A 23081-nucleotide genomic window follows, 5' to 3' on the forward strand; every position below is an offset into this window, starting at 1 on the left:
CCTCACCAACCCCCACCCCCACCAACCACCCCCACCCCTTGGAATCACTCATCCAGCCTGTTCGGCGGGCCACGGGGGTATCCGTTCGGATCCGGAGAGGGTTCTGGAAGAGGGCCCAAACCGTGGGCGAGGTACGAGCGGCGGGCGTGGACGACGATGAAGAACCCCTCTGCGAAGGCCCTGGAAAAACACCGTCTACCAGCCCCGGCCCCCGGCGGAGGTCACGGTCCCCTCGATCCGGTTCACCCGGTCGAGCTCGTCGAAACCCACCTCCACACCGATGTCGGGGCCGGTCAGGGACAGCGTCCGACGGTCCACGTCGGTGAACCGCGGTGACAACCCGCGCAGTCGGGCGTAGGTGTACACGGCGCGTTTGGGGTCGGACAGCCGCAGACCCGCCACCCCCTCCTGGAGGATGCGCATGACCCGAGTGGGGGTGGGCCGCGGGAGCTTCAGGTCCCGGTGTTCGATGATGAAGGAGACCCGGGTGCCGCCGCCAGCGTCACCGTTGTAGGCGAACCAACGGCCGGTGAGGAGCTTGGCCGCCTCGGTCAACGGGTGCAGCGCCAGATGCGCCTCCTCCGGCGCGCCCGGCAGCGTGGCGAAGGGGACCTCGGCCTCGGCCAGGGCGGGGATGTCGTTGTCCCGACCGAAGTCCCTAACGGCCGCACCGAGAGCGGTCAGGTCCGGGGAGAAGCCGGAGGGGTTGGCCCAGCCCCACATCCAGGATCGTGGGCCGAGGGCGGCGCTGCCCAGTAGGTGGAAGCGTTCGCAGACCAGGGGGCGGTCACCGGTGAACTCGAACCGGGGCACCTGGAAGTCGACGTTCCAGTGGTGGTCGCCGAGGAACTCCTCCAGGTGGAGCTGGTGTTCCAGGGAGAACAGGGCCGCGTCGTCGAGTATGTCCGGGAGGGTGTGCTTCTTGCTCATGCCGCGATGCTATTGCTCGATTCCGACACCCTCCGGGGCCGGGGCGCGCGGCGACGAACCCTCCGAGAATCGTCGGCGAAGGGCCGGACCGTGTTCCCCTCAAGGCCCGGCCCCGAGTGGGCTCCCCAGGGCGGATGGGGAACCCACGTGCGACGGGTCCTACTCGACGTCGGCCGGGTACTCCGGCCAGGGGCTCCACGATCTCGGGAGCGTCGGCGGGGGCGGCCGGGTGCTCGTCCAGGCGGTCCTCGGCTGGTGGTGAGCCCTACCCGATCAGGAGGTGGTCACCGGTTCTCCGACCCGGCGAGCCTCGGGGGCGGGGGCACCGTCCGAGATGGTCTCGGTGATCCAGTCACTGTGTGCGGCCGGGTCGGTCAGCACCATCGGGCCCACGCAGGACGGGTCGACGTCGAAGTCACCGTCCCGGCTGACCAGGCCCACGAGTTCCCAGTCGCCCTCCTCGCCGCGCACAGCGGGTCCCCCGGAGTCGGAGAAGCACATCTGGGCCTCCTCGGTGGGGTGCTCCGAACACACGTCACCGTCCTCGTTCATGTCCGAGCACCGCTCGGGTTCGGTGATCTCGGTGTCCAGCTGCTGGAGGATGGTGGGCTTGTCCTCCTCGCCGAACTCGTCCACCATGCCCCAGCCCAGCGCGCGCACCGAGGTGCCGGGGGTGGCCGACTCGGCGGCGATGTCGATGGGGGTCTCCTCGACCGGCGCGTCCAACCGAAGCAGGGCCAGGTCGTTGTGCAGCAGGTACTGCGAGAGGGGGTAGTCGGGGTCGTCGCTCACGTCTTCGACCTCGTGCTCGGGGTGCAGGACGCTCTCGCTCACCTCGCGCTCACTGCCGCCGGTGCCACGGTCGGTGCTACCGATCCGCACGGCGATGTTCTCCTGTTCGACGCAGTGAGCCGCCGTCACCACCCATTCCGCGTCCACCAGCGCACCGCCGCAGTAGTGTTCACCCTGGTCGTTGTAGAGCGCGGCCATGAAGGTGTACTCCTCGGTGGCGTCGGTCCCACCGATGACGGCGTTGGCCGGCGCGCTCAGGGCGACCGCCGCGATCAGGGCTCCCGCGCCGACCATACCGACGCGTGCTCCGACCCGCTTCTCTGGGCTGTGGCTCATTTCTCGACCCTTCCGTGTCGCTGTCACTTCGTTCGGTGTGACAGCAAAACTACGGAACGGAATCGGCCGGAACATCACCCGCGAGCACGAGAACGCACACCTACGATGGTCGATCCGCGAGTACCGCCGGGGCTACGGAAGTCCTACACCCGGGCGGTTTCGCACCCGCCGGATGGTGGTGTGCGGGACGCGGGAGGTGGGGTCCGTCCGCCAGGGCGCCCACCCGCGAGCCCGTGGCGCCGGCCGCGGGTCGTCGACCGGTCTACGCCGGGTAGGCGAGGCCGATTCCCCGTGCCCACAGTCGGGTGGCGGTCTCCACCACCACGTCGGGGTCGTGTTCCTCGCCGTAGAGGAACAGCATGCGGGCGGTGTGCTCCACCATGCCGCCGAGCATGCTCGCGGTGGCGGGCACGTCGATGTCGGTTGAGGCCAGCCCTTCCTCCTGGAGCCGTCGCGTGCCCGTGACGATCCGTTCGACGAACAGGCCGCGGATCTCCAGGAAGAGGGTGCGAAACTCCGGGTGTCGCGGCGAGATCTGTTCGATGACCTGCATGATCCGCGCGTTGTCCCGATAGGCCGCCAGGAACCGTTCGGTGGAGTGGCGGATTCGGTCGATCGGTTCGGTGCCGACGGGCGCCGCCGAGCGCGCGGCGTCGAACATCTCCCCCGCCACCCCCTTGGCCACCTCGTGGAAGACGGCCTCCTTGGAGTCGAAGTAGGTGTAGAAGCTCCCGTAGGCGACCCCGGCGCGGCCGGTGATCCGCGCGATCCGGGTGTCCTCGAACCCCCGTTCCTCGAAGACCTCCCGGGCGGCCCGCACGAGGGCGCCCCGTTTACGGCGGCCGCGTTCGGTGGGCGGTCGTCCGGTCCGGGCGTTGGTTCGCACTGGTCGCCTCTGTCCCCTCCACTCCCCCGGGTCGCTCCGGTCACCTCAAGGGGAGGAACTTCGCGATGACCTCGTTCATGATCTCGTAGGTTCCGCCACCGATGCTGAAGACCCTCGCGTCGCGGTAGTGGCGTTCCACCTCGGTCCCGCGCATGAACCCCATGCCGCCGTGCAGTTGGACGGCGTTGTCGACCACGTGGTCCATCGCTTCGGTGGCGGTGTTCTTGGCCATCGCGACCTCGGCGATGAGGGGTTCCCCGTCCTGGAGCCGTTCGGCGATCCGTCGCACGTAGGAGGTGGCGACCTCGGTGCGGCGGTGCATCTCCACCAGGCGGTGCCGCAGGACCTGGCGCTTGGCGAGCGGACCGCCGAAGGCCTCGCGTTCGCGCACCCACGCGACGGACAGGTCCACGCACCGTCGCGCCACCGCGCAGGCCTGCACGGACATCGCGATCCGTTCACTCGCGAACTGGTCCATGATCTGGTAGAAACCCCGGTCCACGTGGCCCACCAGGTGATCGGCGGGCACCCTCACGTCGACCAGCGAGAGTTCGGCGGTGTCGGAGGAGCGCCAGCCCATCTTGTCGAGCCGGCGGGTGGCGGTGAAGCCGGGGGTGTCGCGGTCCACGACGAACAGGGAGATGCCCTCGTGCCCGGTGTCCGAGGTACGGGCCGCCACGGTCACGAAGTCGGCGCGGTAGCCGGAGGTGATGAAGGTCTTGGTCCCGTCGAGCACCCACTCGTCTCCGTCGCGGACCGCCCGGGTGCGCAGGTGCGCGACGTCGGATCCGGCGTCCGGTTCGGTGATGGCCAGGGCGCACACGAGTTCTCCCGCCAGGGTGGGACGGACGTAGTCGCGCACCAGGTGTTCACGGCCGTCGGCGATCAGGGCGGGCAGCGCGATGCCGTGGGTGAAGAGGGAGGCCAGCACCCCGGTGGGCACCCCGGCCAGGACGGCCTCCTCCGACACCACGAGTTGGTCGATCATCTCGCCCTCACCGCCCACCGACCCGGGCGTGCCCAGTCCCAGCAGCCCGATCCGGGCTGCGGCCCGGTGCAGGTCACGGGGGAGTTCTCCCTCCTCCTCCCACCGTTCCACGTGGGGCAAGATCTCCTTGTCCGCGAAGGCGCGGACCGTCTCGCGCAGCGCGGCACGCTCGGGCGTGTTCCACCGGTCGTTCCCGTGGGCCTCGGTCTTGGTCATCTTCGCTCCACACCCTCTCCCCAGAGAGATCCATTTCACATTTTGTTATGGTGCGCAGAACATGACATGTTGGTCAACTCCGTTGGCCGACCGCCCCCTGGAGGAGTTCCCGTGGTCGACACGCAAGCCCTCATCGAAGACCTGCGCGCCGAACAGGAGGAGTTGGCCACCCTCCTGACCGGGGTCGACTCCGCCGAATGGGCCAGGCCCACCCCCGCCCCCGGTTGGACCATCACCGACCAGGTGGCGCACTTGGCGTTCTTCGACGGTGCCGCGCTCACCGCTCTGACAGACCAGGCGGGTTTCGATCGGCTCCTGACCGACGCCATGGCGGACCCGGAGGGGTTCGTGGACGCGGCGGCGGCACCGCTCACCGCGCTCACCCCGGCCGACCTGCTGGTGGAGTGGCGACGGTGTTCGTCGGGGTTGCGGGAGGCCCTGAGCGAGGCGCCGGCCGGCACCCGGGTGCCCTGGTTCGGGCCGGCGATGAGCGTGGCGTCCAAGGCCACCGCGCGGCTGATGGAGACGTGGGCGCACGGTCAGGACATCGTGGACGCCCTCGGGGTGGAGCGCGAGCCCACCGACCGGCTCCGGCACATCGCCCACCTGGCGCTGCGGGTGCGCTCCTACAGCTATCTCGCCCGGGGTCTCAACGCCCCGGACGTCCCGGTGCGGGTGGAGTTGACCGCGCCCGACGGCGGGCCGTGGCGGCTGGGCCCCGACGAGGCCGAGGACGTGGTCACCGGCGACGCGCTGGAATTCTGTCTGGTGTTGACCCGACGTCGACACGTCGCCGACACCGATCTGAAGGCACGAGGCGCGGCGGCCGAGGAGTGGCTGCGCGTGGGGCAGACCTACGCGGGCGGGCCCGGCGAGGGGCGCCGGCCGGGACAGTTCACCAAACCGGCCGACACCCCTCCGTCGAGTTGACCGGACCGTCGGATTCGACCCGGGTCCGGGGTCAGTTCAAGGACCGCAGGAGGGGGAGGAAGTCCTCGTCCTCGGAGTACACGCCGGCCCTCTGGGTCTGTTCGTCGAGTTCGATTCGCACCTCGGCCAGACGGGGGCGCCCACCCGCGGCCGATTCCGGCCGCCACCAGTACAGCTTGTCGCTGATGGGCTTGCCGGCGTCGGCGGCGAAGCGCGCCGCCAGTTCCTGCAGGGTGCTCATCGCGCCGATCGGGTTGCCGCTCTCACCCAGGACGTGCGCCATCAGCACCGGCGGGGACGGGAACACCACGAGCGCCCCGTAGCGGGCCTCTCCCAGGTGGCGGGCCAGGACGTGCAGGTGGGAGGCGACGTAGAAGCCGTCCTCACTACCGATGTGCACGATGGGGGTGCCTCCGGCGTCCATACGGGAGACCTCGACCGGTTCGCTCAGGGAGCCTTCGACAGCCCGGTCGAAGGCCTGCTCCAGACCCAGACCGAGCCCTTCGAGGTCGCCCGGGTTCAACGGCCGGATGGTGTCGGGAAGGTCCAGGACCACGACCTCCGCCACCCCGGTGGCCATCGGGCGGGCCACCATCTTCGCCAGGACGCCCTCGGGGAAGGACGACTCCGCGTAGAGCCGGGTGCGCAACCTGTCGGGGCCGGCAGGGGTCCGCACCTGCGAGACCTGGTTCGCCAGTGCCGCGGCGAACTCGACCGCCTTCTCCAGGGCGTGTTCCTCGTCCAACCCTTCGAGCAGGGGCAGGAGACCGCCCACGTCCTTGCGGAGCGTGCCCCCGTCCGGCAGCGTCAGCAGGAGGGAGTCGGGGAGGTCGAAGTGGGCGTTCAGACCGTGTGAACGCAGCGCGGCCAGCATGGCCTGTCGGGCCAGGTCCGTGGACAGGGGCGGGTAGTGGGTTCCGAAGGCGATGCCGCGCGAACGCAGCTGCCGCATCATGCCGAACACGATCTGCTCGGCGAACTCCGGATGTTGGTCCTCCGGCTGCTGGAGCACCTGGGCCGCGGTGTCGGCGTAGTCGATGTCGAGGGAATCGCGGCCCTGGTCGTTCGGTGGCAGCGGTAGACGCATCCCTGTGGGCGGGAGCGCCTGGATCTCGACTCCGTAGCGGGCGTAGGTGGAGGCCAGTAGGTTCAGGAAGGCCGCTTGGGGATTGCTGTCAGGCATACCGGGTCGGATGCCCGACCCACGGTCGTGGTTCACGCGGTTTCTTCCTTCCTTCGGGCCTTCTCGTTCAGCGGGCACGGGACAGCGCTCGCCTTTGCAGGGCCTCCAACGGGCCTTGTTCGAATCGGCGCAGCCAGAGGGTCGAGGCGACCAACAGCAGCACGGACGTCCCTGACCACAGAGCGAGCACCCACCACGGCCCGGTGCCGGCCATCCGCTCGGCCAAGCCCAGTCCGAATCCGTAGCACAGGACCATCAGGACGACGTTCTGCGCCACGTACCCGGTCATCGCCATCCGGCCGAGCGCGCCCAGTGACGTCACCACCGGCCCGTCGCCCGTGACACGGTCCAGCGACCGGCCGATCAGGCCGATCAGGCCCAAGGCCACCAACGGGGCGACCACGTAGCGATCCAGCAGGAACCAGTCCGGTCCGGCCAGGGAGACGATCAGGGTGAGTGGCAGTCCCAGGCCCATTCCCCAGCCCGTCAGCCGGGCCCGAATCCGCCGTCCCGTCGGGTCCGGACCAAAGGCACCGGCCCGGAACAGGCGAACACCCAGCAAGAACATGAACGTCATCAACGCGAAGGTGATGATCGGTTCCGCCCTCAGGGCCATGGCGTTGTCCAGGCGGAAGGCGATCTGGTCGAGGTAGGAGCCGTGCGCGTAGAGGTCCACAGCCTCTCGCGGCACGCCCTCCTCCGGTTCGGGGAGCACGACCAAGGCGGCGGTCAACAACCCGATGAAGGCCAGATGCAGGGTCAGGGACAGCCACATCACCGTGTTCCGAAACCTCTCCGACCTGGTGAGCGACCACGCCACCAGCAGGGAGACCAGCGCGTATCCCATGAGCACGTCCGCGGCGAAGACCAGGGTGAAGTGCACCGAGCCCTCGACGAAGAGGAAGAGCGCCCGCCACTTGTAGGCGCCCGGCCATCGTGCGCCCCGCTTGGCCGCCGAACGGAACTGTATGGCCAGTCCCACCCCGAACAGCAGGGTGAGCAGGGCCAGGAACTTGCCGTTGGCCGCCGTCCTGAAGAGCCCCTCCGCGAGGGTGGCCACCGACGGGTTCTCCAAGAAGGCGGACATCGGGCTCACCGCACCGGTGTCGTAGAGCATGACGGACTCACCGCCCGGCGCGGTGAACAACCACACGTTGGTGGCCAGTGTGCCCAGGATGGCCACTCCTCGCAGGACGTCGAGCAGGGGTAGTCGCCCGCTCGTGCGCCCCACGGATCCGGTTTCCACGGCTCCCGTGACCCTGGTCATGTCAGGACTCCTTCTCGTCGACGGCGAAGAGTCGGTCGATGTGCCGCCGGAGCAGGACCTCGGCCTCGGCGTCGTCGTATACGTCCGGGCTGGTCAACTGGTGGATGGTGAGGCCGTCCACCAGCGCGTAGAGGGCTCGGGCCTCCCAACGGGGTTCGGCCCCATCGATCAGTTCGCCCCTCTCCTCTGCGACGGCCAACACCCGTTCGAAGCCCGCCACGACCTCGCCCGTGGCGTAGGCGTGCAGGTCGGCCATCTCGGGATCGGTGTTGGTGTTGGGCAGGAACTCCAGCCAGACGCCGAGTTCCAGGCGCCGCTCCTCGTCCAGGGGCAGGAGCGTCAGCGCCAGGCGCAAGAGGAAGTCACGCATCGGCGGGGACGGTTCCACCTCTCGGAACCGCTCCTCACTCCGCCGGTACATGTGCTCGATCCCGAACCGGAGCAGGGCGCTCTTGCTTCGGAAGTAGCGCTGGACCAGGCCGACCGAGGCGCCGAGTTCGTCGGCGACGTCGGCCAGCGTGGTCTTGGCCAGGCCCTTGCGGGCGACGGTGCGAAGCAGGGCCTCGGCGACCTGCCGCCTTCTCTCGTCGTGATCAGCGCTACGTGCCATATAAAAATATTACGGGCATATTTTTATTACCGCAAGGCCGTCCCCTGGATAATGCGGAGGCGCCGTACCCGTCGGGGTGCGGGCTCGACGAGACCCGGGAGGCGACATGGCGGCGCACGTCCCACGGGCGGGCGGTCACATCTGGGACCCACCGAGCCGCAGATCCGCGCTGTTGGGCGCGGGCGTGCTGCTGGGCGGCGCGTTCCTACCGGCCGGTGACGTCGCCCGACGCCGGGAACGGTGGGACGCGGTCGTGGTGGGCGCCGGGGTGACCGGCCTGTCGGCGGCGCGCAATCTCGTCGACCACGGCCTTTCCGTGGTGGTCCTGGAGGCCAGGGGCCGAATCGGCGGGCAACTGCACACCGACCACGACTTCACCTCCGTCCCGGTGGAACTGGGCGCGGGTCTGATCCACGGACGTGAGGCCTACACCTGGGAGCTGGTGGAGGAGGCCCGGGCCGAGACCGTCCGCGTGCGCCACGGGGCCGGAAGCCACCGACCCCTGGACGTCTCCGGACCACCGACCGCCGTCGAGGACGCCGCCGCCTACCTCGACCGCATGGAGGTACCACCGGACCGGTGGCCACCGGTGTCCCTCGACAACGAGCCGCTGCACCGGTGGAGCGCGCTGTGGATGAGCGAGTCCGGGCTGTTCGACTGGTGGTCCTCGCCCCGGGAGAACTTCCGGGTGGTGGGCGGCTACGACCGGATCCTGCCGCCCCTCGCCTACGACCTGGACGTACGGCTCGGACACGCGGTGCGTCGGATCCGCTGGTCCGGCCGGGGCGTGGACGTGGTGGCGGAGAGTCCTCGGGGCGTGTTGGAGGTGCGGGCCGACCGTTGCGTGGTCGCGCTGCCGGTCGGGGTGCTCAAGGAGGGGGACGTGGTCTTCGACCCCGCGCTGCCGGGCGCGCACCGCGGTGCGGTGGAGTCGCTGGATCGCACCGACGCCCTCAAACTCGTGTACGAGTTCGACCGTGAGGTCTTCCCCGAGGAGGAGGACGTGCTCGGCTGGGACGAGGACTCGGGGTTCGTGTTCTGGTGCCCGTCCCGGAGGGACCCGGAGGTCGTGGTCGCCTGGGCGGCCGGGGAGAACGCCCGCCACCTGCTGGACCTTGGGGTCGGGGAACGGTTCGCCGCGGGGCTGGCGGCCCTGTCCGCATCGTTGGGCGATGAGGTACCCGAACCCGTCGCTCGCACCACGCACGACTGGGCGTCCGACGAGTTCAGTCGGGGCGCGTACCTGTACGTCCCGCCCGGCGCGCACGACGCCCCGGCCACGCTGGCCTCGCCGCTGGAGGGTGTCCTGTACTTCGCGGGCGAGCCGACCACCGGGGAGAACACCGTGGAGGGCGCCTACGCGAGCGGGTACGACACCACCGACCGGCTTCTCGCCGAGAGGTGAGCCACGCCCGGGAGGTGAACGACGCCCGAACGAAACTAGACTTTCGAGAGTAGTGCCACCATGGCGGACGTCCGATATGCCGGAAATGACCAGCTGTGGTGCAATATTCAGTGGGTTCGTGACCCGTCAGGGCCCCGACACCGCGCAACCGCACAACGAGCAGAGGGAGGTTGGCTCACGATGACCAACCGCGCGTACGTGATCGCAGGGTCGGAGGCCACCGGCGGAGCCGGCATTCAGGCCGACCTCAAGGCCTTCCAGGAACTGGGCGTCTACGGCGTCGGGACGATCACCTGCATCGTCTCCTTCGATCCGAAGAACGACTGGAACCACCGCTTCGTGCCGGTCGACCCGGGTGTCATCACCGACCAGATCGAGGCCGCGACGAGCTGCCACGACCTGGACGTGGTGAAGATCGGCATGCTCGGCACCCCCGACACCATCGACGCCGTGGCCGAGGCGCTCCAGCGTCAGACCTGGCGACACGTGGTCCTGGACCCCGTCCTCATCTGCAAGGGGCAGGAGCCGGGCGCGGCCCTGGACACCGACAAGGCCCTGACCGCGCAGATCCTGCCGCTGGCCACGGTCATCACCCCGAACCACTTCGAGGCCCGCACCCTGGCCGGCATGGAGAGCCTGGAGACCGTCGACGACCTGATCGAGGCGGCCCGCCGCATCCACGAGCTCGGCCCCGAGCACGTGGTCGTCAAGGGCGGTACCGAACTGCCCGGCCCCGACGCCGTCGACGTCTACTTCGACGGCGAGGAGGTCACCGTGCTGAGCGGATCGAAGATCGGCGAGGAGCGCGTGAGCGGCGCCGGCTGCACCTTCGCGGCCGCCATCACCGCCGAGTTGGCCAAGGGGTCGGCCGTCGGCGACGCCGTCCGTACCGCCAAGACGATGGTCCGCGGCGGCATCGAGCGGCGGCTGTCCACCCACGCCCCCTTCGACTCGGTCGTGCCCGTCGTCCCCTGACCGCGTACGGGGTGTCCTCCGTCACTATGGGCACATCCGTGGCCCACGACATGATTGCGAGCCGCTCCGATCGGTCAGGGCTAGGAGTGGAACCGATCGAAGGAGGCCACCGTGTCAGAGGGTGACAAGGCCGAGAACAAGTTCGACGAGTTCAAGGGCAAGGCCAAGGAGAACCTCGGCAAGGCCACCGACAACGATCAGTGGAAGGCCGAGGGCAAGACCGAGCAGAGCAAGTCCAAGCTCAAGCAGGCGGGCGAGAAGGTCAAGGACGCCCTGAGCCCGGACGACAAACCCAAGAGCGGTTAGTCCGACCACGAACAGCCGGGGAGGTCCCTCAGGGGCCTCCCCTTCGTCATGTCCGGGCCCGCTCCTGTCCCCCTTCGGGGGCGCTGTCGCCGAGGGAGAGCAGCAGCTTGCGCAGCAGGTGGACGAGCCGTTCCCGTTCGCCCGGGTCGAGCCCGTCCAACAGGCGGCTCTCGTTGGCCACGTGGTCCTCCACCACCCTGTCGACCATGGCGAAGCCCTCACTGGTGAGGCCGACGAGGACACGGCGTCGGTTGGCGGGGTCGACCTCCCGGTGGACCAGGCCGCGTTTGACCAGGCGGTCCACGCGGTTGGTCATGGCGGACGAACCCACCATGGTCATCCGCACCAGCTCCTTGGCGCTGAGTCTGTGCTCCGGTGCGCCCGACCGCCGCAACGTGGCGAGCACGTCGAACTCCCAGCGTTCCAGGCCGTGCTCGGCCAGGTGGTCGCCGACCCCTCGGCCCAGGATCTGCTGTAGGCGGTTCATCCGACCGATGATCGCCATCGGTGAGACGTCGAGGTCGGGGCGCTCCCGATTCCACTGGGCGAGGTAGAGGTCGACGGCGTCGTTCATAACGCGAGCCTAACGGTGCTCGCTTGACGGGTCCGCCGGAACCGACCTAACCTTTCGATATAGAATATTTCGACATCGAAAGGTTTTCCCATGGCCCCCTCCGTCGACGAGACCGCCCGAGGAACACGGTGAGCGGCCGTGGGCGGACCGCCGCCGATACCCTGATCACCGCGCTCGCCCCCATGGTCTGGGGCAGCACCTACCTGGTGACCACGGAATTCCTGCCGCCCGACCGGCCGTTCCTGGCCGCGCTCACCCGCGCCCTGCCCGCCGGTCTCCTCCTCCTGCTCCTCACCCGAACCCTGCCCAAGGGCGTGTGGTGGTGGCGCGCGCTGGTCCTGGGCACCCTCAACATCGGGGCCTTCCTCTACCTGCTCTACATCGCCGCCTACCTGCTCCCCGGAGGTGTCGCGGCCCTGGTGATGGCGGTCCAGCCGGTGATCGTGCTGTTGCTCGGTGCGCTGGTGCTCCGCGAGGCCATCCGACCGGCCCACGCCCTGGCCTGCCTGCTGGGCGCCTTGGGCGTGGCCCTGCTCGTGGTGGGCCCCGAGGCCGCCTTGAACCCGATCGGCGTGGTGGCCGGTCTGCTCGGGGCGGTGTGCATGGGTTCGGGAATCGTGCTCACCAAACGTTGGGGCCGTCCCGAGGGGGTGAGCGTGCTCGCGACCACCGGCTGGCAGCTCACCGCCGGTGGACTCGTGCTGCTGCCCCCGACCCTGCTGGTGGAAGGGCTGCCGTCCTCGATCACCATGGCCAACCTGGGCGGTTACGTCTACCTCGGATTGTTCGGCGCGCTGCTCTCCTACGTGGTGTGGTTCCGCGGCATCGAACGACTCCCCGCCCTCGCGGTGTCCTTCATGTCCTTCGCCAGTCCGCTCACCGCCACGATCCTGGGCTTCCTCGTGCTGAACGAGACCCTCACCGTGGTACAGGGACTGGGCGCTTTGGCGGCGGTCGGGGCGGTGCTGCTGGTCCAGCTCACCGCGCACCGGCCACCGCGCCGTCCCGTCTCAGCCGCGGAGCCGGGTGAAGCCGACCCGGAGCCGGTGGGTCCCGGCGACGAGTTCGTGGGCGGGCAGCACACCCGGACCACAGGAGGCTGAACCCACGCCGTGGTGGTCGGTGTCCACCCGCAGGTGGACCCGGTCCCCGACCTCCAGCTCGTGCGGGTGTCGGGCCGTGTCCAACTCGTGGTCGCTCCACCGGCGCGCGGTGAACTCGAACTCGGAGGCGCCCTGGATCCGCAGTCCGGAGCCGGCCTCGTCCCACAGCTCCAGCCATCGCGTGCCGACCCGCCGACCGTTCTCCTGTGGGCGCAGATAGGGGGTCTGCAACCCGTCGACCGTGTCGGTGAACCGGCCGATCCGCACGCCTTGGGCCATGTCCCGGTACGCCTCCCCCGGCCCGTACCCGAACCACTCGATCGCGCCCAAGGCGCCCGGCAGGGTGAGGTCGATTCCCAGGCGCGGCAGCGGACAGATCCACTCCCCCGTCGCCGTCACGGTCAGGTCCAGCCAGAGCGTGGCGGCGTCGGCGGTCCACCGGTAGGTGGCGTCCAGGCCCAGGTCACGGGCGGCCGGGGCGAGGCGGGTGCGTACTTCCAGGGCGTCGTCGGCCACGTCCACCGCCACCCGACGTTCGGTGAGCCGGTCCAGCCCGAGCCCCCGCCAGAACGCGGCGATCCCCGTGCCGTGCAGACCCTCGTCGTTGTCGGTGGGGACACGCCAGACCCCCACCCGCGGCTTCCCCACGTCGAGACCTCCCACCGTGAGCAACCGGCCGGTCCGGGCGTCGAACAGCCCGGGGCCGAGTCGCGGTCCCCCGTCGTCGAGCAGCGGACGCGCCGGCGCCCGTTCGGGCACGGGTCCCCCGTCGACCAGGGGCGCCTGCCCCCAGGCCACCTCATGCCCCGCCCCGGCCCATGGAAGGTCGTCGGCCAGGTGCGCGGTGACGGTCAGCCAGGTCTCCGCGCCCTCACCACGGGGCACTTCCGGCAGCGGCACCTCGATCCGCTCGCCGGGGGCGAGCACCGGAACCGGGAGGCTCCCACCACCGAACACCTCGCCTTCCTCGGCCACCTCCCAGTCGAAGGCCAGGTGGGCGGTATCGGCGAAGGTCAACAGGTTCTCCACCGCCACCCTCGCGCTCCGGGGATCCACCGTGAGGCGCACCGGGGCGAAGGTGCGGGCCAGCGCGGTCAGCCCGGGGCTCGGGGTACGGTCCGGCAACAGCAACCCGTCGGCTACGAAGTTGCCGTCGTGCAGCACCTCCCCGAAGTCGCCCCCGTAGGCGAACCACTCGGTGCCGTCGGGTTCCCGTCGCCGGATCCCGTGGTCGATCCATTCCCAGGCGAACCCGCCGACCAGGCGCGGGTAGCGCTCGAAGAGCCGTTGGTACTCCTCCAGCCCACCCGGGCCGGCGCCCATGGCGTGGGCGTACTCGCACAGGACGAACGGAAGGGAACGCCGGTGATCGTCCGCCTCCGGATCCTCGGTCACCGGTTCCTCCCCACGGCCGATGCCCTCGACCTCGGCGTGCTCGGGGTACATCCGCGAGTACACGTCCACGTAGGAGCTGTCCTGGTCGCCCTCGTAGTGCACGGGACGGGAGGGCTCGTGTTCGTGCACCCAGTCGGCCATGGCGCGCAGGTTCTCGCCCCGGCCGGACTCGTTGCCCAACGACCACAGGATGATCGAGGGATGGTTGCGGTCACGCGCCACCGTCCGCCGGATCCGGTCCAGGTAGGCGTCACGCCAACGCGGGTCGTCGGAGGGGTTGGCGCGCCAATCGACCACCTCGAACCCGTGGGTCTCCAGGTCGCACTCGTCCACCACCCAAAGGCCCAGTTCGTCGCACAGGTCGAGGAAGTCCGGGTGCGGCGGGTAGTGGCTGGTCCGCACCGCGTTGACGTTGTGCCGCTTCATCAGCAGCACGTCCTCGCGCATGGTCTCCCGCGTCACCGCGCGACCGTGGTCGGGGTGCCACTCGTGCCGGTTGACCCCGCGCAGCAGCAGGGGCCGTCCGTTGACCTTCAACTCCCCGTCCTCGATCGCGACGGTGCGGAAGCCGATCCGCAGCCGAACCCGTTCACCGGGGGTCACCACCTCGGCCTCGTAGAGCCTCGGTGTCTCGGCCGACCATGGTTCGATCTCCCCCACCCGGTGCGTGATCCCGGGTTCGAGGTCGGTGAGTCCGAGTTCGGGCAGATGGACACGGGCCCCGGGGAAGCCCGTGACGTCCACGCGCAGGGTCCCCGCACCGGTGGTGTGGTCGTGGTCGGCCACGACCGTGACGTCCTCGATCCCGTCGACGGGCCGGGACAGCAGGGTGACGTCGCGGAAGATCCCGGACAGCCACCACATGTCCTGGTCCTCCAGGTAGCTCGCGGCGGACCACTGGTGCACCCGAACCGCCAGGACGTTGCGCCCGGCCCGCAGGAGAGGGCCGACGTCGAACTCGCTCACCAACCGGCTGCCGGTCGCGAACCCCACCTCGGTGCCGTTGACCCACAGTCTGAGGAAGGAGTCCACACCGTCGAAGCGCAGCACCGCGCCGCCGGTCCGCGGCCACCTCTCGGGGAGGTCGAACGCGCGACGGTACTCCCCCGTGGGGTTCTCGTCGGGCACGAACGGTGGGTCCAGCGGGAAAGGATGGTTCACGTTGGTGTAGGCGGGAGCACCATGACCGTGCAGTTGCCAATGGGCGGGGACGGGTAGGGCGTCCCAGGCCGTGTCGTCGAAGTCGGGCCCCTCGAAACCCCCGGTGTCCTGCGGGGCCTCGGGCAGCAGGCGGAACCGCCAGGTGCCGTTCAGGTCCAGGGTGGGCGCGTCGGAACGCAGACGGGCGCGCGGGGCACGGGCCCCGGCCGAGGGGGCGAACCCCTCCAGTGCGGGGTACTCGGACATCACGTCTCCTTCAGGTGGAGCAGGATCAGCTGACCGGGATTGATGTTGGGCATCTGGAGTCCGGCGCGGGCCAGGACCGCCCCGGAGAACGCGCGGGGTTCGTCGCCGAACCACTCCGGCATCACCTGCTGCATGGTGGACGGCCATCCCGTGTCCTGCCGCCAGTGCACCAGGTAGCGGCGATCCTGTCGCAGCCCCGGGAGGCGGACCCGGCCGGGCAGGGCGCGCACGGACGCCTCCGGTCTCGCGTACCGGAACAGCGCCTCGCCGCCGTCGGTCGCCACGACGCCGTCGAGCCGTTCGGCGGGGTCGGGGGTGTCGGCGTGCACCACGTCGCCCGAGTGCAGCAGCGGACGCGTCTCCTTGTAGAGCCGGATCCAGGAGGCCAGCGCGGCGAGTTCGCCCTCGTCGCAGGTGGTGACGTCCCACTCGATCCCGGCGTGGGAGAACAGACCGGCCAGCAGCCGCGTGGGCAGCGGCGCGACCCGGCCGGTGGTGTGCGACTCCGGGGCGCCCACGTGGCAGCCGATGAGTTCGGGCGGTAGGAGCAGTTCGGTCCACCGCTGGATCGCGAGCCGTTCCAGGGGATCGTTGTTGTCGGATGCCCACACCCGGTCGGTACGGGCGAGGATGCCCAGGTCGACGCGGCCACCACCGGAGGAGCACGACTCGATCTCCAGCCCCGGGTGGCGGTCCCGAAGCCGATCGAGGAGTTCGTACACGGCCAGGGTCTGGCGGTGTACCCCGGCCGAGCCGGTGGGCGCGTGCACGGCCTCCAGGAGGTCGCGGTTGTGGTCCCACTTGAGGTGGTCGGGACGGTACTCGGTGACCAGTGCGTCCAGGTGCTCGAACACGTGCTCCAAGGCCTCGGGGCGTCCCAGGTCCAGCACCTGCTGGTTGCGGCTGGGCAGGGCGGGGCGGCCCTCCGGCGCGAGGAACCACTCCGGGTGGGCGCGTCCGAGGTCGGAGTCGGGGTTGACCATCTCGGGTTCGACCCACAGCCCCACCTGCATCCCATGGGAGCGCACGTGGTCGAACAGCGGGTGCAGACCGTCCGGCCACACCTGGTCGTCGACCGTCCAGTCGCCGAGGCCGGCGGTGTCGTCGCGGCGGCCACGGAACCAGCCGTCGTCCAGGACGAACCGTTCCACACCGATGCGCGCGGCGGTGTCGACGAGTTCCCTCAGCCGGTCCAGGTCGTGGTCGAAGTAGACCGCCTCCCAGGTGTTGAGCACCACCGGGCGCGGCGAGACGGGGTGTTCGGGGCGGGCGCGCAGCCACCGGTGGAACCGGCCGGACAACCCGTCCAGACCTTGGTCGGACCAGCTCAGGAACACCCACGGGGTGGTGTGGGACTCGTCCTGGCCCAGACGCACCTCGCCGGGGTGGAGGAGTTCGCCGCCGACGATGACCGCGTCGGCCTGACCCGCTCCCTCGGGGAGACGTTCGGCCAGGTGGACGTGGTCGCCGCTCCAGGCGGTGTGCACGCCCCAGACCTCTCCCTCGCGGAACCCGAAGCCCGGGGTCCCGACGGTGAGAACGAGCGGGGAGTCGTGGCCGGTGCGGCCTCGGCGCGATGCCCGCGTCCGGGTGCCCATGCCCAACGGCGAGCGCTGCGGGACACGTTCGCGCACCCAACGGCCGGTCGGGTCCAGGACCTCCTCGGCCTCGCGGGGCAACGGGAGGGTGACGTTGAGTGCGTCCAGGGTCCAGGGGGTCGGGTCGAGATTGGTGACGGTGTGCCGGACCCGGACCAGCCCCTCGGGTTCCATGCGCAGGTCGGTGCGGAGTCGAAGACCACCGCCCTCGGCGGAGACGGTGACGCGTCCACCCGAGCCGGGTTCGGCGTCCTCCAACGGGTCCACGTCGACCTCCACCCGCGACCAGGCCGGATAGGTGATCCGACCCTCGTGGTGCCCGGCCAGCCCGGGGTGTCCGCGCCATCCCTCGCCCTGGGTCGGCACCAGGGAGACGTAGGTGGGCGCGTCGACGCCGTTGTTGGCGGCGGGGGGTTCGGCGGCCAGGGCCATCCCCTCGAAGTCGGGCAGGTCCGCGCCCCAGTGCAGGACGTGCGGGAGACCGTTCTCCGGCACGCGCAGGACCAGGGCGGCTCCGGCCGCCCGCAGGGTGATGGTGCGCTGGTCGGTCATTCCTTGGTCGCTCCCAGAATCGGTCCGGCCACGCGAGGATCCATCGAGTGGGTGAGTGCCGACACGAACCCCCACATCGTCGACACTGCGCCCGCGAAATGTCAACGCTTATCAACGGTTTCCCACACAGACCTTGAGAGTCGGCCCCCATTGACAGTGACCGACCAGCCAGTGAGACTATGATTCAACATAAACAAACATTTTCGATCACCCGGGGGCAGGATGCTGGCCGCGCAACGACAGGAGCTGATCCTCGATCGGCTCCGACAGGACGGGAGCGTCCGTGTCACCGACCTCGTCGCGTCTCTCGCCGTGTCCGACATGACCATCCGACGCGATCTCGACGCCCTGGAGGGACGCGGCGCCCTACGCAAGGTGCACGGCGGCGCGGTCGGCCCCGAGGGGCCCCGCACCGAGGAACCCGGATTCCAGGCCAAGTCGACCCGGCAGGCGGCGGAGAAGCACGCCATCGCACGGGCCGTGGCCGACCTCGTCGAACCGAACAGCGCCGTCGGCCTGTCCGCCGGGACCACCACGGCGCTGGTCGCCGAGTACCTGCGCGACACCCCCGGCCTCACCGTCATCACCAACTCGCTGCCCGCCGCCGAGGTCTTCCACCGGTCTGAGCGCTCCGACCAGACCGTCGCGCTGACCGGCGGGTTCCGCACCCCCTCCGACGCCCTCGTCGGCCCGCTCGCCCTCGCCTCCGTACACGGCATCAACCTGGACACCCTGGTCATGGGCGTACACGGCATGCACGAACGGGCCGGATTCACCACGCCCAACCTGATGGAGTCCGAGACCGACCGCGCCCTGGTGGAGTCCGCCGAGACCCTGGTGGTCGCCGCCGACTCCAGCAAGTGGAACACCGTCGGAATCAGCACCATCACCCCCTTGAACCGCTGCGACGTGCTCGTCACCGACGACGGGCTCGCCACGGACGCCCGCCACATCCTCCAGGACCACGTGGGCAGCCTCGTGGTCACCGACGTCCCCCGGGAGACCGGATGAGAAAGACCACCGCGCACCTGGCCGACGGCCGGGAGATCATCTACTTCGACGAAACCGAAGACGCGCACCGCGAGCTCCACGACCCACGCGACCTGCCCGAACGGGCCCCCGGGTCCGAACTGCGCCGGGATCCGCTGACGCGCGAGCAGGTCGTGGTGGCCGCGCACCGCCAAGGCCGCACCCACCTGCCGCCCAGCGACCAGTGCCCGCTGTGTCCCTCCACCGCCGACCGGCACACCGAGGTACCCGCCGCCGACTACGACGTGGTCGCGTTCGAGAACCGCTTCCCCTCGCTCAGCGGTGACGAGGGACGCTGCGAGGTGCTCTGCTTCTCCTCCGACCACGACACCTCGATGGCACGGCTGGGCAGCGCCCGTGTGCGCACCATCGTCGACGCCTGGGCCGACCGCAGCGCCGCGCTCGCCGAACGGCCCGGCGTCGAGCAGGTGTACTGCTTCGAGAATCGGGGCGAGGAGATCGGGGTGACCCTGCACCACCCGCACGGTCAGATCTACGCGCTGCCGTTCGTCACCCCCCGCACCGCCGACGTGGTGGCCTCGGCCCGCGCCCATCGGGAGGAGACCGGCGGCGACCTGTTCGAGGACGTCCTGTCCGCCGAACGCAAGGGGCCGCGCGTGGTGCTGGAGAACGAGCACTGGACCGCGTTCGTGCCCGAGGCCGCCCGGTGGCCGGTGGAGGTGCACGTCTACCCACATCGCGACGTCCCCGACCTGCCCTCTCTCGACGACGCCGAACGCGACGCCTTCGCGGAGCTGTACACCGACCTGCTCGGCGGACTCGATCGGCTCTTCGACAAGCCACTGCCCTACATCTCCGCCTGGCACCAGGCGCCCGTCCGCGACTCCGAGGCCCGGGACCTGTCCCGACTGCGGCTGGAGATCTTCTCCGTCCGCCGCGCCGAGAACAAGCTCAAGTACCTCGCCGGCACCGAGTCCGGCATGGGCGTGTTCATCAACGACATCGCGCCAGAGACCACCGCCCAGCGCATCCGAGAGGCCACCCCGTGAAACTCCTCGTCACCGGCGGCGCCGGTTACGTCGGCAGCGTCGTCACAGCACTCCTGTCGGAGGTCGGGCACGAGGTCACCGTGCTCGACACGCTCTCCGCCGGCCACCGAGACGCCGTCCCCGCCCGAGCCTCCTTCGTCGAGGGGGACGTCCACGACGCGGCCCGCGTCCTCGACCCCTCCTTCGACGCCGTGCTGCACTTCGCCGGAAAGTCCCTGGTGGGCGAGTCCGTGCAGGACCCCGGACCGTACTGGCACACCAACGTCGGCGGGACCCTCGCCCTGTTGGAGGCCATGCGCGAACACGGCGTGAACCGGCTGGTGTTCTCCTCCACCGCCGCCACCTACGGCGACCCGCCCTCGGACGCACCGCTGCGCGAGACCGACCCGGCCTCGCCCACCAACCCCTACGGCGCGGGCAAGCTCGCCGTGGACCACATGCTCACCGGATGGGCGCGCGCCCACGGTCTGGGCGCCGTCAGCCTGCGCTACTTCAACGTCGCCGGTGCGCACGGCGGGCTCGGCGAGCGGCACGACCCGGAGACCCACCTCATCCCCAACCTGTTGAAGGTGGCCACCGGCGAGGTGGCGCACGCCTCGGTGCACGGCACCGACTACCCCACCCCCGACGGCACCGCCATCCGCGACTACCTGCACGTTCGCGACCTCGCCGAGGCCCACGCGCGTGCTCTGCAACACCTCGAACCGGGCACGCACCGGATCCACAACCTGGGCAGCGGTGGCGGATACAGCGTCCGCGAGGTGCTGGACGCGGTCCGGCGGATCACCGGCCACCCCGTCCCCGTGGTCGACGGCCCCCGACGCGCGGGCGACCCCGCCGTACTCGTGGCGGCCAACGACCGGGCCCGCGCCGAACTCGGCTGGTCGCCCACGCGCGGTCTGGACGAGATCGTGGCCGACGCCTGGGAGTTCACCCGAAAGCGGGTGGAGGCGTGAGCGGGCCTTCGTACGTGGACGAGCAGGGTCTGGCGACCCGCTTCGGAGAGGCGTTCGGTCGTGAGCCCGAGGGGATGTGGGTCGCCCCCGGGCGGATCAACCTCATCGGTGAACACACCGACTACAACGACGGTTTCGCCCTGCCCATGGCCCTGCCGCACAGCCTGACCATCGCGGCGGCCCGCCGCACGGACGGGCGAGTGGGCGTACGATCGTCGCGGTTCCCCGGCGCCCACGAATTCGACCTGTCGGGTCTGGCTCCGGGCACGGTCCCGGACGGTGCCGCCTACCAGGCGGGCTCGTTGTGGGCCCTGCTCGACGAAGGGCACCGGATCGGCGGGCTCGACCTGCTGGTGGACAGCACCATCCCGGCCGGCAGCGGACTGTCGACCTCGGCCGCGCTGTGCTGCGCGACGATCCTGGCCGCCACCGGACTGTACGGCGACGAACCCGCCCCGGCCGAGGTCGCGCGCCTGGCTCAGCGCGCCGAGAACGACTTCGTCGACATGCCCTGCGGAATCATGGACCAGTCCGCGGTGATGCTGTCCGACGAGGGTCGGGCGTTGTTCCTGGACTGCCGTTCCCTGGTCACCGAACAGGAGCCGTTCGACCTCGCCGCGCACGGCGTGACGCTGCTTGTGGTGGACACCAAGGCGCCACGACGGTTGGTGGAGGGCGCCTACGCCGAACGCCGACGGACCTGTGAGAACGCCGCCCGGATCCTCGGGGTGCGGGCGCTGCGCGACGTCACCGTCGATGCGCTGCCCAAGGCCCTGGCGGAACTACCCGACGAGGTCACCCGCGATCGGGTCCGGCACGTGGTGACGGAGAACGACCGGGTCCTCGAGACGGTGGAGCTGCTGCGCGAAGGACGACCGCGCGAAGTGGGTCCGCTCCTGACCGCCTCGCACGTCTCCCTGCGCGACGACTTCGAGGTGAGCGTCCCCGAGGTCGACACGGCGGTGGACGCGACGCTGTCCGCCGCTGCCTTGGGCGCGCGGATCACCGGCGGCGGGTTCGGCGGCTGCGTGATCGCGCTCGTGGACGACGGCCGGGTGGACTCCTGTACCGAAGCGGTCCGCTCGGCCTTCTCCGAACGCGGTTTCGGTGCCCCGGAGGTGTTCACCGCACTCCCGTCCAAGGGGGCGCATCGCCTGCGCTGATCACTGGATTCCTGCAAACGCTTGCGGGATGGCGCCGGACCGGATCCGAAAAGGTCCGGCGCCACCGGCGATCCGGGTCGGGTCAGGACGAGGTGTCGACGACCCCGCTACCGGCGAACTCCTCGACGTCCGCCTTGGCGTCCGCGGGGCTCTGGGCGGTGTAGTCGTACGGCACGGTGAAATCGGTGGTCGACTCCAGGTGCTCGTGCGGGGTGCCGTTGGTGAACTCGTTGTCCACCAGGTTCCAGTAACCGGTCTCGGAACTGCCGTACCACCAGCCGACCGGACCCTCGATCTGGCCGTCGTGGCTGTCGGTGTCACCGGAGCCGACGTTGTCGAAGTGGTTGCCCTCGACCAGCACCTGCGCGCCCATGCGGGCGTTGATCGCCGAGCCGTCGATGTCCTCGAACACGTTGTTCAGCATGTGCACGTCCGCGTGCCGGATCAGCGGTACACGGGTGTTGAGGTTGCTGAAGTGGTTGTGGTGGTAGGTGATGAGGTCCGGACCGGCGTCGGCCGAGTCGTTGTGGCCGACCAGCGACGTCTTCCAGTGGTCGCTGAACCGGTTCCAGGAGACGGTGACGTACTCGGACCCGCGCTTGATGTCGACCAGGCCGTCGTAGTGGTCCTTGTCGACGCCCTCCTTCTCACTACTGAAGTCGTTGTGGTCGATCCACACGTTGGAGCTCTGCTCGGTGACCTCCAACGCGTCGCCCTCGCCCTGGGAGACGTGGTGGATGTTCAGGTTGCGGAAGACGACGTTCTCCGAGCGGGTGACCTTGAAGCCGATCCCGTCGAACTCACCCGAGTCGCCGACGCCGAGGATGGACACGTTGGCGACGTCCTTGACGTCGATCTTCTGCTCGTCGACCTGGTCGGCGGTGACCGTGACGTCGACGTGGACGACCACTCCGTCACCACCGTCGTCGTGGTCCTTGAGCAGCTGGTACAGCGCCTCGCCCGGGGTGCTCTCCTCGCTCCAGGAAGCGTATTCGCTGAGGACGTACTCCTCGACGTCGTCGCCACCGAAGCCACCCGTGGTACCGCCGTTCATGGCGGCGTAGCCCACGGGGGTGTCGCTGTGCGGGTCGGCGAGGGTCTGCGGGTCCGAGCCCGAGGTGAGTTCTCCGTCGGTCTGCTGATCGGGGACCAGGAACCAGGCCCCGGCGAGCAGCGCCGCGCCGCCCACGGCGGCCATCGCCACGGGGGTGGCGGGTCGTCTCCTGCGCTGGATGGACATGGGGGTGCCTCTCTGCCGGTGGGGGTCAGGGGATATCAGCGGGGTCGTCCGCACCGGCTGTGTGACCCGACTGCGCTCCGGCTGCACACCGACTCTGACGCCAGATTGGTGCAAACGGTTGCAGTCGCCTCATCGTCAACGAACGGCCACGCTCTGTCAAGGGAGGTTCCCGCGAAAACCCCGCGGCGCCCCCTGGATGAGTGATTCCCAGGGGTGGCTGGTGGGCGCCT

The 23081-nt window shown here is 70.0% G+C and carries 20 protein-coding genes; 9 read left to right on the forward strand and 11 right to left on the reverse strand.

Annotated elements, in window-relative coordinates:
- Positions 1–195: 195 nt before the first annotated feature.
- The 4 genes from NLI01S_RS23740 to NLI01S_RS23755 all read right to left on the reverse strand — a co-directional run bounded on the left by NLI01S_RS23740 (position 196) and on the right by NLI01S_RS23755 (position 4148).
- Positions 196–930 (reverse strand): DUF6882 domain-containing protein, encoded by a 735-nt coding sequence (locus NLI01S_RS23740; protein WP_067608806.1) that lies wholly within the window; start codon positions 928–930, stop codon positions 196–198.
- 273 nt (positions 931–1203) lie between these two features.
- Entirely contained in the window at positions 1204–2058 is an 855-nt protein-coding gene (locus NLI01S_RS23745; RefSeq protein WP_067608810.1) for a S1 family peptidase, read from the reverse strand.
- A 262-nt stretch (positions 2059–2320) separates the two neighbouring features.
- Positions 2321–2944, reverse strand: a complete 624-nt coding sequence (locus NLI01S_RS23750; RefSeq protein WP_067608812.1) for a TetR/AcrR family transcriptional regulator — start codon at positions 2942–2944, stop codon at positions 2321–2323.
- Between the two features lie 40 nt (positions 2945–2984).
- Positions 2985–4148: an acyl-CoA dehydrogenase family protein gene (locus NLI01S_RS23755; protein WP_067608815.1), complete on the reverse strand. Its 1164-nt coding sequence runs from the start codon at positions 4146–4148 to the stop codon at positions 2985–2987.
- A gap of 111 nt (positions 4149–4259) precedes the next feature.
- Between NLI01S_RS23755 and NLI01S_RS23760 the strand changes: the two genes are divergently transcribed.
- Positions 4260–5078 carry a TIGR03084 family metal-binding protein gene (locus NLI01S_RS23760; RefSeq protein ID WP_067608817.1) on the forward strand — a complete coding sequence of 273 codons (819 nt, stop codon included), beginning with the start codon at positions 4260–4262 and terminating at the stop codon, positions 5076–5078.
- 31 nt (positions 5079–5109) lie between these two features.
- On the opposite strand, the gene NLI01S_RS23765 is transcribed toward NLI01S_RS23760, so the two are convergent.
- The 3 genes from NLI01S_RS23765 to NLI01S_RS23775 all read right to left on the reverse strand — a co-directional run bounded on the left by NLI01S_RS23765 (position 5110) and on the right by NLI01S_RS23775 (position 8138).
- Positions 5110–6261, reverse strand: a complete 1152-nt coding sequence (locus NLI01S_RS23765) for a hypothetical protein (RefSeq protein WP_067608862.1) — start codon at positions 6259–6261, stop codon at positions 5110–5112.
- A gap of 67 nt (positions 6262–6328) precedes the next feature.
- Positions 6329–7528 (reverse strand): DUF418 domain-containing protein, encoded by a 1200-nt coding sequence (locus NLI01S_RS23770; RefSeq protein ID WP_067608820.1) that lies wholly within the window; start codon positions 7526–7528, stop codon positions 6329–6331.
- Position 7529: 1 nt separating this feature from the next.
- On the reverse strand, positions 7530–8138 hold the full coding sequence (locus NLI01S_RS23775) for a TetR/AcrR family transcriptional regulator (protein ID WP_067608823.1): 609 nt from the start codon (positions 8136–8138) through the stop codon (positions 7530–7532).
- Between the two features lie 106 nt (positions 8139–8244).
- Between NLI01S_RS23775 and NLI01S_RS23780 the strand changes: the two genes are divergently transcribed.
- The 3 genes from NLI01S_RS23780 to NLI01S_RS23790 all read left to right on the forward strand — a co-directional run bounded on the left by NLI01S_RS23780 (position 8245) and on the right by NLI01S_RS23790 (position 10824).
- Positions 8245–9543 (forward strand): flavin monoamine oxidase family protein, encoded by a 1299-nt coding sequence (locus tag NLI01S_RS23780; RefSeq protein ID WP_067608825.1) that lies wholly within the window; start codon positions 8245–8247, stop codon positions 9541–9543.
- A gap of 180 nt (positions 9544–9723) precedes the next feature.
- The gene (gene thiD, locus NLI01S_RS23785; RefSeq protein ID WP_067608828.1) at positions 9724–10518 is read left to right on the forward strand and encodes a bifunctional hydroxymethylpyrimidine kinase/phosphomethylpyrimidine kinase; all 795 of its coding nucleotides are present in this window, start codon (positions 9724–9726) and stop codon (positions 10516–10518) included.
- A 111-nt stretch (positions 10519–10629) separates the two neighbouring features.
- Complete coding sequence (locus tag NLI01S_RS23790) at positions 10630–10824, forward strand: CsbD family protein (protein WP_067608831.1); 195 nt, start codon at positions 10630–10632, stop codon at positions 10822–10824.
- 46 nt (positions 10825–10870) lie between these two features.
- Here NLI01S_RS23790 and NLI01S_RS23795 read toward each other — a convergent pair whose 3' ends face one another.
- A complete protein-coding gene (locus NLI01S_RS23795; protein WP_067608835.1) occupies positions 10871–11398 on the reverse strand; it encodes a MarR family winged helix-turn-helix transcriptional regulator in 528 nt (175 codons plus the stop codon).
- A 128-nt stretch (positions 11399–11526) separates the two neighbouring features.
- On the opposite strand from NLI01S_RS23795, the gene NLI01S_RS23800 reads away from it, so the two are divergent.
- On the forward strand, positions 11527–12501 hold the full coding sequence (locus tag NLI01S_RS23800) for an EamA family transporter (RefSeq protein ID WP_067608837.1): 975 nt from the start codon (positions 11527–11529) through the stop codon (positions 12499–12501).
- On the opposite strand, the gene NLI01S_RS23805 is transcribed toward NLI01S_RS23800, so the two are convergent.
- Both NLI01S_RS23805 and NLI01S_RS23810 read right to left on the reverse strand, forming a co-directional pair.
- Positions 12409–15303, reverse strand: a complete 2895-nt coding sequence (locus NLI01S_RS23805) for a glycoside hydrolase family 2 TIM barrel-domain containing protein (RefSeq protein WP_067608839.1) — start codon at positions 15301–15303, stop codon at positions 12409–12411. The genes NLI01S_RS23800 and NLI01S_RS23805 overlap by 93 nt on opposite strands.
- Complete coding sequence (locus tag NLI01S_RS23810; protein ID WP_067608841.1) at positions 15303–17453, reverse strand: alpha-galactosidase; 2151 nt, start codon at positions 17451–17453, stop codon at positions 15303–15305. Before NLI01S_RS23810 ends, NLI01S_RS23805 begins: the two co-directional genes overlap by 1 nt.
- 222 nt (positions 17454–17675) lie before the next feature.
- Between NLI01S_RS23810 and NLI01S_RS23815 the strand changes: the two genes are divergently transcribed.
- From NLI01S_RS23815 to galK, 4 genes are read left to right on the forward strand one after another with little or no spacing between them, the layout of a single operon-like run.
- Positions 17676–18464: a DeoR/GlpR family DNA-binding transcription regulator gene (locus NLI01S_RS23815; RefSeq protein ID WP_067608844.1), complete on the forward strand. Its 789-nt coding sequence runs from the start codon at positions 17676–17678 to the stop codon at positions 18462–18464.
- Entirely contained in the window at positions 18461–19492 is a 1032-nt protein-coding gene (gene galT / locus NLI01S_RS23820) for a galactose-1-phosphate uridylyltransferase (RefSeq protein ID WP_067608848.1), read from the forward strand. Before NLI01S_RS23815 ends, galT begins: the two co-directional genes overlap by 4 nt.
- A complete protein-coding gene (gene galE / locus NLI01S_RS23825) occupies positions 19489–20448 on the forward strand; it encodes a UDP-glucose 4-epimerase GalE (protein WP_067608851.1) in 960 nt (319 codons plus the stop codon). The genes galT and galE overlap by 4 nt, the downstream gene beginning before the upstream one ends.
- Positions 20445–21611 carry a galactokinase gene (galK, locus tag NLI01S_RS23830; protein ID WP_067608856.1) on the forward strand — a complete coding sequence of 389 codons (1167 nt, stop codon included), beginning with the start codon at positions 20445–20447 and terminating at the stop codon, positions 21609–21611. Before galE ends, galK begins: the two co-directional genes overlap by 4 nt.
- An 82-nt stretch (positions 21612–21693) precedes the next feature.
- On the opposite strand, the gene NLI01S_RS23835 is transcribed toward galK, so the two are convergent.
- Positions 21694–22851, reverse strand: coding sequence for a pectate lyase family protein (locus NLI01S_RS23835; protein ID WP_067608859.1), 1158 nt, complete (start codon positions 22849–22851; stop codon positions 21694–21696).
- Between the last annotated feature and the right edge of the window lie 230 nt (positions 22852–23081).

The organism is Nocardiopsis listeri NBRC 13360 (genome assembly GCF_001570765.1).
Taxonomy (GTDB): domain Bacteria; phylum Actinomycetota; class Actinomycetes; order Streptosporangiales; family Streptosporangiaceae; genus Nocardiopsis; species Nocardiopsis listeri.

What these genes read in the sequence shown, in the direction of transcription:
- NLI01S_RS23740 (WP_067608806.1), bottom strand. Translation starts at nt 930, where the DNA reads ATGAGCAAGAAGCACACCCTCCCGGACATACTCGACGACGCGGCCCTG.
- NLI01S_RS23745 (WP_067608810.1), bottom strand. Translation starts at nt 2,058, where the DNA reads ATGAGCCACAGCCCAGAGAAGCGGGTCGGAGCACGCGTCGGTATGGTC.
- NLI01S_RS23755 (WP_067608815.1), bottom strand. Translation starts at nt 4,148, where the DNA reads ATGACCAAGACCGAGGCCCACGGGAACGACCGGTGGAACACGCCCGAG.
- NLI01S_RS23765 (WP_067608862.1), bottom strand. Translation starts at nt 6,261, where the DNA reads ATGCCTGACAGCAATCCCCAAGCGGCCTTCCTGAACCTACTGGCCTCC.
- NLI01S_RS23770 (WP_067608820.1), bottom strand. Translation starts at nt 7,528, where the DNA reads ATGACCAGGGTCACGGGAGCCGTGGAAACCGGATCCGTGGGGCGCACG.
- NLI01S_RS23775 (WP_067608823.1), bottom strand. Translation starts at nt 8,138, where the DNA reads ATGGCACGTAGCGCTGATCACGACGAGAGAAGGCGGCAGGTCGCCGAG.
- NLI01S_RS23780 (WP_067608825.1), top strand. Translation starts at nt 8,245, where the DNA reads ATGGCGGCGCACGTCCCACGGGCGGGCGGTCACATCTGGGACCCACCG.
- thiD (WP_067608828.1), top strand. Translation starts at nt 9,724, where the DNA reads ATGACCAACCGCGCGTACGTGATCGCAGGGTCGGAGGCCACCGGCGGA.
- NLI01S_RS23795 (WP_067608835.1), bottom strand. Translation starts at nt 11,398, where the DNA reads ATGAACGACGCCGTCGACCTCTACCTCGCCCAGTGGAATCGGGAGCGC.
- NLI01S_RS23805 (WP_067608839.1), bottom strand. Translation starts at nt 15,303, where the DNA reads ATGTCCGAGTACCCCGCACTGGAGGGGTTCGCCCCCTCGGCCGGGGCC.
- NLI01S_RS23810 (WP_067608841.1), bottom strand. Translation starts at nt 17,453, where the DNA reads ATGACCGACCAGCGCACCATCACCCTGCGGGCGGCCGGAGCCGCCCTG.
- NLI01S_RS23815 (WP_067608844.1), top strand. Translation starts at nt 17,676, where the DNA reads ATGCTGGCCGCGCAACGACAGGAGCTGATCCTCGATCGGCTCCGACAG.
- galT (WP_067608848.1), top strand. Translation starts at nt 18,461, where the DNA reads ATGAGAAAGACCACCGCGCACCTGGCCGACGGCCGGGAGATCATCTAC.
- NLI01S_RS23835 (WP_067608859.1), bottom strand. Translation starts at nt 22,851, where the DNA reads ATGTCCATCCAGCGCAGGAGACGACCCGCCACCCCCGTGGCGATGGCC.